General features: G+C 49.3%; 9 protein-coding genes. 4 read left to right on the plus strand and 5 right to left on the minus strand.

Going from position 1 to position 12,354, the window contains the following annotated elements; all coding sequences use genetic code 11:
• Positions 1–1,051, minus strand: a 1,051-nt coding sequence (locus DEALK_RS10060) for a YDG domain-containing protein (protein ID WP_244881567.1), incomplete at its 3' end; no start/stop codon positions are given.
• Positions 1,052–2,074: 1,023 nt separating this feature from the next.
• On the opposite strand from DEALK_RS10060, the gene DEALK_RS01290 reads away from it, so the two are divergent.
• Positions 2,075–3,235, plus strand: a complete 1,161-nt coding sequence (locus DEALK_RS01290; protein WP_065128659.1) for an HD domain-containing phosphohydrolase — start codon at positions 2,075–2,077, stop codon at positions 3,233–3,235.
• A gap of 4 nt (positions 3,236–3,239) precedes the next feature.
• Positions 3,240–4,826: an HD domain-containing phosphohydrolase gene (locus DEALK_RS01295; RefSeq protein ID WP_058437987.1), complete on the plus strand. Its 1,587-nt coding sequence runs from the start codon at positions 3,240–3,242 to the stop codon at positions 4,824–4,826.
• Positions 4,827–4,954: 128 nt separating this feature from the next.
• Here DEALK_RS01295 and DEALK_RS01300 read toward each other — a convergent pair whose 3' ends face one another.
• The 3 genes from DEALK_RS01300 to DEALK_RS01310 form a co-directional block, all read right to left on the minus strand.
• On the minus strand, positions 4,955–7,768 hold the full coding sequence (locus tag DEALK_RS01300) for a hybrid sensor histidine kinase/response regulator (protein ID WP_058437989.1): 2,814 nt from the start codon (positions 7,766–7,768) through the stop codon (positions 4,955–4,957).
• A gap of 951 nt (positions 7,769–8,719) precedes the next feature.
• Positions 8,720–9,172 carry a phosphatase domain-containing protein gene (locus tag DEALK_RS01305; protein ID WP_065128661.1) on the minus strand — a complete coding sequence of 151 codons (453 nt, stop codon included), beginning with the start codon at positions 9,170–9,172 and terminating at the stop codon, positions 8,720–8,722.
• Positions 9,173–9,176: 4 nt separating this feature from the next.
• Positions 9,177–9,749, minus strand: coding sequence for a hypothetical protein (locus tag DEALK_RS01310; RefSeq protein WP_058437993.1), 573 nt, complete (start codon positions 9,747–9,749; stop codon positions 9,177–9,179).
• A 96-nt stretch (positions 9,750–9,845) separates the two neighbouring features.
• On the opposite strand from DEALK_RS01310, the gene DEALK_RS01315 reads away from it, so the two are divergent.
• Positions 9,846–10,079, plus strand: a complete 234-nt coding sequence (locus DEALK_RS01315; protein ID WP_058437995.1) for a helix-turn-helix domain-containing protein — start codon at positions 9,846–9,848, stop codon at positions 10,077–10,079.
• A gap of 369 nt (positions 10,080–10,448) precedes the next feature.
• Here DEALK_RS01315 and DEALK_RS01320 read toward each other — a convergent pair whose 3' ends face one another.
• Positions 10,449–11,123: a site-specific integrase gene (locus DEALK_RS01320; RefSeq protein WP_058437997.1), complete on the minus strand. Its 675-nt coding sequence runs from the start codon at positions 11,121–11,123 to the stop codon at positions 10,449–10,451.
• 318 nt (positions 11,124–11,441) lie between these two features.
• Here DEALK_RS01320 and DEALK_RS01325 point away from each other — a divergent pair, with 318 nt between their 5' ends.
• Positions 11,442–12,341 carry a hypothetical protein gene (locus DEALK_RS01325; RefSeq protein ID WP_144437060.1) on the plus strand — a complete coding sequence of 300 codons (900 nt, stop codon included), beginning with the start codon at positions 11,442–11,444 and terminating at the stop codon, positions 12,339–12,341.
• The last annotated feature ends 13 nt before the right edge of the window (positions 12,342–12,354 follow it).

A 12,354-nucleotide genomic window follows, 5' to 3' on the forward strand; every position in this document is an offset into this window, starting at 1 on the left:
TTGGCTGAGTCAGCGTGTAGTTGGCAACATCAGCGCCACCGATGGTCAATCCGGAGATAGTCACTGTTTTACCGGTGCCGATATTTTTATCTGCAAAAGCGCCAACTGCACCGGCCGTGTTCAAGGTGACGGTTTGGCCACCAAGTACACCTACCAGAGCCGCGCCGCCTGTGTTCAAATTGGCTGTAGTGTTGCCATTATAAACTTTGTTCACCCCGGTTATGCCACTGACCGTTAGAGCCTTCGGTGTGACAGTGACGGAGGCGGTGTTTGACAGGACCGGGGAAGCCAGAGTACCTGTAACGGTCCATGGGCTACCAGTAACGGTCGCCGCACTAAAGATATTGGCTGCAAAAGAACCGCCGCCACTGGTCGTGAAAGTGGTCGATCCAGTGACATCCCAGGTGTTGTTAAATTGATCATGGGCAGTGGCGGTGTAGGCTTGAGTACTGGCTACAACAACACTCGCACTACCCGGAGTGATAGTAATGCCGGTGGCGGTACCATGTACGGTGGTGAAGTTCCCGAAACTGGTTACGCCATCTGTAACGCCGACAATCCCAGGACCAGAATGGGTCACGTTAACCGAACCCACAACTGTGCCCGTAGGTCTGACCTGGATATTCGAAAAAGTTAAGACCGCCGGAACGGTTGTAGAATGGGCAGTAACATTGAAAGTCAAGGTATTAGTGCCTGGTGTGATGACCCCATTTCCCAAGGTTAAATCAGTACCGTTGAGGCCAATAGTCACGTTTTGCCCAATATTAAATTCCCAGCCAGCAGGTAGGGTCAAAACATGCAAGCCGGTGGCGATTCCGCCGACAGCATTCTCTGTAATTATCGGCCCTGAAATCGTACCCAAAGCGGTCCATGTGCTGGTGCCACCGGCGGCTGAGGTGGTATCAATTGAGACCGTTGTCGCCGTCGCCGGAGTTATGGATACCCCACTAACGGCAGACATTGGAAGAGAGAGCATCGCCATTGCTACCAGCGCGATTGGCGCCGCGACCAGGATCCTTTTTAACCATTTCAGAAAACCATTTGAGTCCATTTGAACCTCCATCTTTGTTCAGATTTTTGCAAACAATAAGTCAGCTTTCTTAAAAAGCTGACTTACCTTAGAGATAGCCTGTCAGGGTTCCCTGAAAACGCATCAAGGAAACCAGCGGGGTTCCGAGAACCAGAAACCCGAGATATTTCAGACTTGCACCTCCTCAATCCGGAGTAGTTAACAAACAGTGGAGAGACCAGAACAAGCGAAACAAAAGAATTAGAGATATTTAACTCCACATTATTAAACTTGTCAATAACTATTTTTAACTTACCAGAAAATTTCAGAATCGTTGCGAAAAATCTTGGGTATATTCAACACTGCCTGTATAACGAAACACAATAGTACTTTAGGCTAACTAAGAAAAAACTTTAGTAATGGTCAATCATCAATAAAAATATTTATGGTTATCTTTAGTCTGGTAGGACAAACAGAGCCATTGTTTCCGGCCTGTGCCTGAGTGAACAAAGAAGAACACCCTCACCTTTTGCATTTCCCACTTGGGCGAGGGAGTTGGGGAAATTTCGGTTCAGCCTCCGAACTGCTCAAGACGAAGGGACGAATAATCAAGACAATTCAAATTTAATTTCTGCATAAACACGATCCACATTGAATCCTGATAGTCGCCTTCCTCAACAATCTAGAGTTCAACGGCTTTACTTGCACATATTCATGGGTGTTTCTTGGGTTCTTTGCGATTCTAAATTTCAATTGTGTATTTTGTTCTTCCTTATGCTCAGGTTTAACCCGAACGGTATGGAACAAGGTATATTCTCGATGGTAAAGAAGAGCAGCGGGACCATGTTCCTGTTGTCCCAATCATGCTGCTTGGTATTAATTTTACGGAGATGATGAAGGAACAGTTTCGAGCATTAAGCTACCACCGTTTTGCGGGGCGAGTGCTTCTAAAAGATTGTTCTGCGGGCTACCTCGTGCTACCATGTGTTCTCAAATCGTATCGAGATAGCCTGAATGCTATGAATATCAATGGCTAAGAATACCACGAGATAGAGGAAGCCTAGCGTGAACAAGATCAGAGAGATAGTCCTTATCGTCGACGATGAGGAGCCCATACGGAAACTCCTCTACCTGGCGCTGTCCAACGAAGGCTATGCATGCCTTACCTCCACGACCGGCGCCGAAGCCTTGTCCATTCTCCTGGAGCAACATATTGATTTGGTCCTGCTTGACCTTAGCCTCCCTGACAAATCAGGCGTCGAGATTCTTTCTGAAATCAAGTCCCAAGGCATTGACACTGCAGTTATCATGGTGACGGGAAATAGCGACGCCAACACGGCGATGCGCTGCGTTCGGCTCGGTGCTTACGACTACGTCACCAAGCCATTCACTCTCGAAGTGATTGCCTTAAGCGCCCGGCGAGCGCTTGAAAAAAGGAGTCTTGAACATAAAATCATAGAATACCAGGCGACTCTGGAGCAACGAATAAATGACCGATCGAAGGAGTTGGCCCATGCTGTGGCCAGGCTCAAATCTGCCTCGATCGACACCGTTATCCGCCTGTCGCGAGCGGCCGAGTATAAAGACGGTGACACGAGCAGCCACATTTTGCGGGTAAGCAGGTATTCCACAATTATCGCCGAGCGTTTAAACTTGTCCCCATCTGAGATTGAAGGAATCCTTTACGCTTCAATGATGCACGACATCGGGAAAATCGGCGTCCCCGACAAAATCCTCCTTAAGCCTGGCCGGTTGGATGAGGCAGAATGGGAGTCGATGAAGCAGCACACCACGATCGGCTTTGGGATTCTTGATGGCGCCGATTCTGACATCGTTAGGCTGGGAGCCAGTATCGCTCTCAACCATCATGAAAAGTGGGATGGCACCGGGTATCCCTTCGGACTGAAAGGTGAGGTTATCCCACTCCCCGCCCGAATCGTCTCTCTAGCCGATGTCCTCGACGCCCTGACCTCACGGAGGGTTTACCGCAAGGTGTATTTCACCCCATCCGAAGCCCTAAAAGTCATCGAGCAGAGTGTTGAGCGGCAGTTCGACCCTTCGGTTTTTGCCGCATTGAGGGCTGGCTGGAATGAAATTCTTTCCGAGGCTGAAAGGTTCCGCGATTCTAATAAGGGCCAAGACGGAGGATTTGTCAAAGATACTCCGCTCTCAGAACTGCCTGATTTCCAAGCATTGCTGAATGATCTCGACTTAACGAAAGAATAAAACGTTGAACGAGCATAGACTCGACAATCGAGTTATCGGTACCGAGGAAGAAATTTCAGGAAGTGGCGCTCAAAAGACCTTCGCGACCGAGAAGGGAATTACGTCACTCCCGGGTGCTATCGGAGTTCAGGAACTGCTGGATTCCATGCCGTTCTACGTGCTTCTCGTAGACAGCGATCATCATATTGTCGGCGCCAACAAGGCGTTCTGCGCAAGAATGAGATTGGATTTCCGGGACGTCATCGGGGCATATTGCCCCAAGTTAGTTCATGGGGTCGATCATTTCAACGGATGCCCCCTCGAGGACGTTGTGCGTATGGAGGTCCAGGGTCCCGTCGAGAAGGAGTATCAAGATCCGAGATCCAAGCACTGGATAAAAGCCGCGATATACCCCACCGGACGCTTCACCGAGGCTGGTAAGCCGATCTACCTCCACACGGTACGGGATATTACCGAACATAAGCTAACAGCTCTTAAACTTGAAAAACAACACCGTCTTCGGGGAGCTATTCAGGAGATATTGAATCTCTCATTGAAAGATGTGTCCCTTGAAGAACTCCTTTCTCAGGCTCTTGGTATCATTATCTCTGCGCCGGGTCTCACTATCGAATCCAAAGGCGCGATCTTCCTTGTCGAGGACGATCCTCAGGTGTTGGTAATGAAAGCCCAGGCGGGGCTGGACCTGCCGGTCAAGGAGATATGTTCGAAAGTGCCTTTCGGCAAGTGCCTGTGCGGGATTGCGGCATCAAGCCAGGCGATCCAATTTACCCAGGGCCTTGACGATAAGCATGAATTTCGATATCCGGAGATCAAAGAACACGGCCATTATTGCCTGCCGATGGTATCGAATGGAACTACCCTGGGCGTGATCAACGTCTATCTCAAGGAAGGCCACCAAAAGGATTCGGAAGAGGAATCGTTCCTGGTTTCCGCCTCTGATGCTTTGTCCGGGGTGGTTCTCCGTAAAAAGGCAGAGCTTAATCTGACCCAAACCCTTTCAAGGCTTCAGCGTACTTTCAAGCAGACAATAGTGGCGATTTCAAAGGCCAACGAAGAGGTAGACCCATATACCGCCGGGCACCAGAGACGCGTCGCCCAGCTCTCCAGTGCAATTGCCTCGGAGATGGGTTTGAGCTCCGATCGGGTCGAAGGCATCGAAGTGGCCGGGTTAGTCCATGACTTCGGTAAAGTCGCCATTCCGTCTAGCATATTGGCAAAGCCGGGGCGTCTGAACGAATTTGAAATGGGTTTAGTGCGTATCCACTCAAAGATCGGGTATGAAATCCTGAAAGAAGTTGATTTCCCATGGCCAATAGCTCAAATGGTCCTCCAGCACCACGAAAGGCTTAACGGCTCGGGTTATCCTGACGGGCTGACCGGCGATGCAATCTTAGAAGAAGCAAAGATACTTGCCGTGGCAGATGTTTTCGAAGCAATGTCTTCACATCGGCCATACCGGCCGGCATTAGGTGTCAGCGCGGCCTTGAATGAAATTATGTCTCAAAAGAGTGTGCTCTATGACCCCAAGGTGGCGGATACTCTTCTAAAGTTGGTGGTCGAGAAAGACTTCAAATTCTCCTTAATTGAATAGAGACGCAGTAAAACACATTAACGGCATCGTGGAAATCGATTCCTTCGGAAAGCTTAACCTTTAAACGCAACAAAGCTCAGCTTCATTACAGTCGAGACAATCCCGTTTTTTCCGGCTTAGGGGAAATCCTAGACACTCCCGCTTGTCAAAACCAGCCTAGCCAATTGGTTCAACACCTCTTGCCGGTCGAATGGTTTGGCCAGGCAGGGGACTCCCTTGGCGGCGATGAACTGGGAGGTGACTGCATCGTTGGTATCACCGGTAGTAAAAACGATGCGCATGGCTAAGTTCGGCCATCTCGAGGATATCTGATCAAATAATTCGATACCACTTGTCCCCGGCATACGGATGTCAAGCAGAATCATGTCATAATTTTCGTTGGAAAGTGTAACGAGTGCTTCGTCGGCGGTTTCTGTAGTTTCAACCGAGTGCCCTTCCCTGACAAGCATAGCTTCAATGAACAATCTCACTGAAACTTCGTCATCTATTACGAGCACTCTCGCAGTCCTTGTTGGCACCATGGCCGCCACTTCCATCGGCAAACCAGTATCGCTTGAACACGCCAGTCCCAGCGGTAGTTCAACAATAAACGTGGCCCCACTGCTGCCAATGCCCCCAAGTACAATATCTCCGGCGTGCTCGAGGACGATCCCTCGCGATAGGCTAAGGCCAAGACCGGTGCCCTCCCCGGGCACCTTGGTAGTGAAGAATGGCTGGAAGATCTTGTCCCTAACCTCTTTGGGAACGCCAGGCCCGTCGTCACTGAAAAGAAACCGAAACTTGTCAGGGTCTTTGCGAGCGGTGATGGTCAACCTGCCGCGGCCATGCGTCTTCTTCATAGCATATTCAGCGTTCACGATCAGGTTCAGGAAAACCTGCTGCAACTGCCCCGGGTCGATGTTCAATGCTGGCATATCGGGACTGTAATCGCGGACGACCTCGATGTTGGCTGTGTCAAGGACATATTTACGGAGTTCTAGAGTGTTGTCGATAAGGTCTGTGACACTAATGCACGTACGCAAAGGTTTCTGTTGGCGGGCGAACGTAAGCATGCGCCGAATGATCTCTTTGACCCGCTGGCTTCCCTCGTTGATCGTTTCAAGATCTTGCCTAACGTCATCCGGCAGATCTGTACGCCCCAGTAGGAGTTCGGCGAAGCCTATGACCCCGCTAAGGGGGTTGTTGATCTCATGGGCGATGCCGGAGGCCATCTCACCTACCGCAGCCAGGCGGCTAGTCATTTCAGCTTTGTCGCGGAGGTGCTGCTTCTCGGCCTCCTCCAATTTACGTTGCGTGATGTCATGGAACACATGAATGGTGAATGTCACCTTGCGATGGTCATCCATGATGGGGAAGGTACGAACCTCAGAGTGATTGTTGTGCTCCGGATCAAATGACTCAAAACAGGCCGGTTTACCAGTCTTAAGGGTCTGAAGGTGCGGGCAGCCAGCTATAGGTGTTTTAGTTCCGTGGATCAGTTCAAAACATGTTTTGCCTATGATCTCCCGGAATGGTTTACCCAATGCCTCGGCGTAAGCTTTGTTAACGCGGGTGATTTTAAAATCACGGTCCTGAATCGAGATCATGTCGCTCATGGAATCGAAAGTTGTTCTCCACTCACGGGATGCCCGGCGGGCTTTCTCTTCTATTTGTTTGCGTTCGGTGATGTCCTGGGCAGCCGATAACGCACCGATCACTTTGCCACTAGAGTCTTTCAAAGGTCTGCACCACCACCCAAGCAAACGTTTCTGACCGTCGCGCCTCCTCTGCCAACTTTCGACATAAACCGTTTGCTCATCGCCATCGAAGACCGGTTGCACGGAGTGGTAGGTGTCCTGAGCTCCTTCAAAATAAAAAGACGCCTCTTTGCCAACCATGTCGGATCCGAAGAACGCAATCGCAGCTGGGTTCGCCCAAGTGTAAACTTTTGTGAGGTCTACCTCGACGATCATGTCGGGGACGGTGGAAAGCACCGTTTTTTGATGCTCAGACACTTCCCTCAGTATCGATTCGGCCTTTTTGCGCTCAGTGATATCTCTGATGACACTGACTAGCATCCTCCCGCCCAAAATATCTGCGCCGCGAGAACTGACCTCCACCGGGAAAATACTGCCGTCCCTGCGGAGATGGAGAGTCTCGAAGATAATACCAGAGGAGTCGGCCTGCCGGATCTGGCTGGACACTGACGCCCGGGTGTCGGGTGCCCGCAGATCGGAAATTGTCCTAGAAAGCAATTCCTCACGAGAATACCCATATGACTCGACGGCTGCCAGATTGGCCTCGAGGATATGGCCATCGTCACAACTCAAGAATAGAATGATGTCCTTGGTGTTGTTGGCGATAAGTTCGTATTTGCGCAGTTCGTGCTCAATTTCACGCCGCTTGATATTTTCATCGATCTCATTTAAGCCAAAAGCGATATCGCGGGCCATTTCGTCAAGCAACTCAAATTCTTTGGGACCAATTACAGTCTGAGCGGTGACTATTGCAACGAAAGTCCCCAGAAAATCGTTCTCAAAGATAAGTGGAACGACGATCTTATGGCTGGCTAAAAAGTGTGGTGACACCGGGCAACCGGCACAGATAATTGAAGGATTATTGATTAGACGAGCCTTCATACTTTCCAATGCGATGTTAACGCATGGTGGGGCCCCTCTCTTTAGTATTTCGTTGAGTTGGCTCTGAGCTTCCTCGGTCAACCCAGATTCAGCGACAAATTCCATCGCCCCATGATGGTTGAAGAGCATTGCCCAAGTTTCGACGAGCCCATAATCCCTAGCCAATATCCGGCTAGCTCGTCCGAGCAGCTCTTTAGCATCATTTTTGTTACGAATGATAAGCTGGTTTATGTTACGAACGGCAAGAAGTAACTGGTTTATATGTTGGATCCTTGCCTCGGTGCCTTCATCGGATGTGAAAGATGGGATTTTAATATCGGTCATCGCTGCGATTCAACTTCCAAGAAACACTTTTTCTTTGATCTTGCCTCGGCAAAAAAACAGCCAGCATCGCTGCTGGCTGTGAGGTTTCTTGAAAATGCTTTCCCAAGAGTTGACGGGTGCCCGGGCTTTCATAAACTCTTCTCCTGTTGGCTAAGAAGTTCTGATGGCCATTACCTTCGTGAGGTGCCCAGGAGTTATAAATTGGTTGGATTATCCCATCAGAATATTGGGTTGTCAATAATTATGTTAATGTAAATATAATCAATATTAGTCGGATGTGATATCCAACTTAATCTGCTTTTGTGACCACCACATCCAACGTATTACGCCCGCGAACCATCTAATGCTCCTCTTGGGAAGTTTTTAGGGTTTCAATAGATTTGTCTGGACAGAATTTGATCACCGTAACTGAAGAGAATATTAGTGTGGCGGGGTAAGGGGGCGGAAGAGTAACGATTGAGAGTCGAGGGTGGCGATTTACTAATTGATTCTCAGGCCACCTTCATTCAAGTGCCACACGAAAAACCGCCCCCACCAATAGTAGCTTGGAATTCAAGTGATCTTATGGACGGCCAGGAGCGGCACTTAAATATTATTCAGCCTGAGAATCATGGAGTCCTCCCGAGTTGAAGTGTCGTCCCTCGTTCCAACGCTGACGTTTCCGGATTATTGAGCGCCCCCTTAACGTAGTTTGTTCGCTAACATGATGAGGTGACTTACGTTCAAGGGGCAGAGGGCGGTGGCGGGGGCGGGGTGGTAGTGTATTATATAGATAATTTCAAGTCCACCCCGTCCTCCGAAAACCGCCCCCCAAAAACCGCCCCCTTAACCCAAACCCTCAACGCTCGATCAAGTGGTTGACCGGTTCTCCACGGCACACTTCAGAAATAAAGATGTAGATATATATATAACATAGATGTATAAGGGGTTTGCTGGAAAAGGAGAAAACGCTCAGCGTTTTTTGGCGTACTCTATGACCGCATGTTCTTGGGCTTTGGTTTCAATCGATCCCGGCCTGAGGCTCCGGACATAAGTCATAGCTTTTTGAGCGTCCCAACCCTGGCTTACAAAGTAGCAGGCAAGTATCGTCCCGGTCCGCCCCATGCCCGCTCCACACGAAACACCCACCGGTCTATCTGTTACTAGAGCTTTTGCGATGAACCCCATGATTCTTTTGATTTGATCCTGCTCCGGAGCCGTGAAGTCAGGCACCGGTTCGTGGCAGTCCCACATGCCAAGATGTTCTATCTGGGAACTAGTTATTCTTGTTACCTCGGGCTGCGCCATTCTCACCAGGGCGAGGATACCCTGTTGTTTTAGCCAGAGAAGATCTTCCATGGACGAGGGAGCCTGGTGTCCAGACAGTCTGCCGGCAATAACCCAACTGAAATTATATTGATCCACAAATTTAGTCCCAGCCTAAAGCCAAAATCCGATCATCCCCCAAAATTTTGGCATTCCATGTCATTTGGGAGGCGCCGATGAAAGAAATCTCCGCCTGCTTATCCAATTCCTGGCCAAGTTTAGTCAGAAATTCCTCATTGGAGGCGCGGTTAAAACGCATAAATTCCTGTAGGTCATCCGCAAGGATGACGATGTGGCTCGCCGGTTTCAAACCTCTCCTGTAGGCGGCTTTTGCCAGCGCCAAGGGCAAAACGATTGATAATGGCATCGGATACAAGGCGTAGGGAGATAAGCCCGAGTCTTCTTTCAGCCTAACGCATTGATAGTGTCCGGGCTCGAGATCTGCCAAAATTTCCCAAACAAAAGCAGGGACATATGACTTAACCGTTTCAGGAGAGTCCTCTACCTGTTGAATCATGTTCAGAAAATATGATTTGTTCGCCTTCTCGGGATTATCGGGAGTCCCGCCCCAAAGAACCATCAGTCCCGGTCCCTGCCCCTGAACCAGCCTTGAAAACACACTGTAGGCAGCGTTTTCGAAGTTTACGGTTTTGGCAAGTTCGGTCATCTGGCTCATTTCCGACAACCTCCTTGGGAAAATGATACTTATAGTCTGTAGACTCATAGTATACATCAACATATCATGCGGTCAACATCTTTTTATCTAACTAAAATGACCGACGATACGATACAGAAACGATTCGGCGAGAGAATAAGAACTCTCCGGCAGCTAAGAAAACTATCCCAGGAAGAATTAGCCTTTAGGGCCGGTATCCACCGCACTTACCTCGGTGGTATCGAGCGCGGGGAGCGGAACCCGGCTCTAAGGAATATCAACGCACTCGCCGAGGCGCTCAGCGTCAGCCTCTCCGAACTCTTTAAGCTCGGCGATAAAACCAGGTTTTAGTTCGACCAGATCACACAATTTGTTGAGCCCATTTTTTGAAGGCATTGTCTATAATCGCCCGCCAAGGCTTTACACGCCCAAATAGAATCCAACAATTTGTCTTTTAACTTGATCGATTGTGCAACCCAATTACGGTGAATGGAATTGGTTAACTGGTGATAAATAGAGGCTAATTCTGGATTACGGTGGCGGTAGGAAGGCTTCTTGAACTCTTTCCGGCCCCCCAAGTTTTAGACGTCCACATCTTCATGATGTCGGCAAGTGGGACACCGTTCCGAAAGTGAGAGACAAATCATGAAGAATGCCGGGTACTTAAAGTAGAGGATAGAATTAACCCACAGGTTTGGATAGAAGATCGTTAAGGCCGTATTACCAGAGCTGTTGGTACCATTTTCGGTGTTCTTCGCCCGCGATTTTACGGTATTTTGCTGTCGTATTGAACGACGCATGTCCTAAGTGTTCCTGGAGCAAACGCATACCGTTTCCAGAGTCGTCGCATTTCATGGCGTGGACGGCGAAAGCGTCCCGCAGCTTATGGGGTGAGACCGAATGAATCTTGCCGGTATCAGCGTTAATTATCTGCGGTAATCCGGCTTTTTCTGCCAAATTCTTGACGATTTGCCAGGCGCGGTGGCGGTTGATGCCGAAAAGCACCAGCCGGCCGTTACGCTCCACCGGACCTCCGGAGGAAATAAATTTCTTGATTAGTCCCAGAAGATTATCTTCAAGCGGCAGGATACGCTGGCGCCTCACATCTTTGATTTCCTGTACGGCCGACTCCACTTTCACCCCACATGTCGGGCAGAATATTGTTGTTAGACTCAAAGCGGCCTTGCAATCCGGGCATTTGAGTTTGATTCTGCTTTTAAGGTGCTTGATGGTGACCGTGCTATTCGTAAAGTCGATGTCCTCAACCGCAATGGCCAGCATTTCGCTGACGCGGCAACCGAGACGAAAGAGCGTTAACACAAGTAGCTTATCCCGGGGATTGATCGCGGTTTCGGCTAACTTCGAGACATCAACAGGCTCAAGGTAGATTTTCATCGGATCTATTTCTCAGCTTTATCGTTGGAATCAGAATCCGTTGCGTGTACATGGCATTCGGACGAATGTGGATCAATGACATCTCGATAGGCTGGATGCAAGCCGGACGCCTTGAGACGACGCCGGATGATCAGTTTGGCGAGGATCCTTATGGCCAAACGACGGTTTTCAGAGTAGTCAGAATTTGTTGCGGTGCCCACAATTCTAATTATAAGACTGGCATCAACGCAGATATCTATGTCAGTTACGTATTGACAATAGCATATTTGTATGGTATGGAATATGATATCAAAGTTAAAAAGCATCCGGGAGGTCGTTATGCCCAGAAAGAAAATCCCCTCCCCCAAAGAGGTTAGAGAATGGTTGGAATGGCGGGAAAATGGAACCTCTGAGGTCGCCATCGCCAGGAAAACCGGCCGGGACATCCGCACCATTAGGGCTGGCCTTCAAAAAGCAACTGATGAGCGAAGACTCAACCTTGCTCAAATCGAGCTTTTAAGGAACGCTCTAAAACTCCATCAGGAGCAACTCATGGGGGCTGTTGATTGGCTCCAGCAGTCGAACACCTTGCCGCTACGCGATCTATACGTACAATGGAGGACAGAGATTGAAGAAAGCAGTTCTTCCAAAGGGGCGGAACCGCCACCGGCAGTTGCTTTGCTTAAGGAGCACCTGCCCAAGGACCAGTTGTGGACTAGACTCGAAAGCTGGCAGAAAATTTCGAAAAACTATATTGACAGTCTGATTAGATTCAAACAAATAGCAGCCGAAAAGCTTAAGCAAAGAACAGGTGGTGTCTTCGTCGACGCCAACTTCAATCCTATCGAAGATGCTCCAACAGTCGAAGAAGGAGTCAAGCTCGTTGCTACCAACGTCTTGGAACTAGCCTATTCCAGGTCTATAGATCGGGTATTTGGGATTAAACCCCGGCTCATGGAGAAGATTGAAGAACGTATCCAGTTAGATACCCGTAACGGCGAAGTTCGCCTGGGTCCAGGACACACTCTGGCGGTTTGCCCAAGACAAGAGGAGGCGTGTCGCAGTTCGATTCTTTCGGTTTTGGAAGAATTGCCCACAACACCCGAAGCTAAAAAAATTGCATCGTCCTGGGACGAACTCGCCGCCGCTAAAACGCAACTTGATGAGGCGCTTCAGGAGATAAAACTCAGCCTGTTGATTACCGGTCAGTGCCGGATTTGTAAAAGACTTAAGGGATAATAAAAGAGGCTGC

The sequence above is a fragment of the Dehalogenimonas alkenigignens genome (genome assembly GCF_001466665.1).
In the GTDB taxonomy this organism is placed as follows: Bacteria; Chloroflexota; Dehalococcoidia; order Dehalococcoidales; family Dehalococcoidaceae; genus Dehalogenimonas; species Dehalogenimonas alkenigignens.

Bases quoted from the DNA above. Each gene is read 5' to 3' on its own strand.
- DEALK_RS01300 (WP_058437989.1), bottom strand. From the start codon at position 7,768: ATGACCGATATTAAAATCCCATCTTTCACATCCGATGAAGGCACCGAG.
- DEALK_RS01315 (WP_058437995.1), top strand. From the start codon at position 9,846: ATGACCGACGATACGATACAGAAACGATTCGGCGAGAGAATAAGAACT.
- DEALK_RS01310 (WP_058437993.1), bottom strand. From the start codon at position 9,749: ATGAGCCAGATGACCGAACTTGCCAAAACCGTAAACTTCGAAAACGCT.
- DEALK_RS01325 (WP_144437060.1), top strand. From the start codon at position 11,442: ATGCCCAGAAAGAAAATCCCCTCCCCCAAAGAGGTTAGAGAATGGTTG.
- DEALK_RS01320 (WP_058437997.1), bottom strand. From the start codon at position 11,123: ATGAAAATCTACCTTGAGCCTGTTGATGTCTCGAAGTTAGCCGAAACC.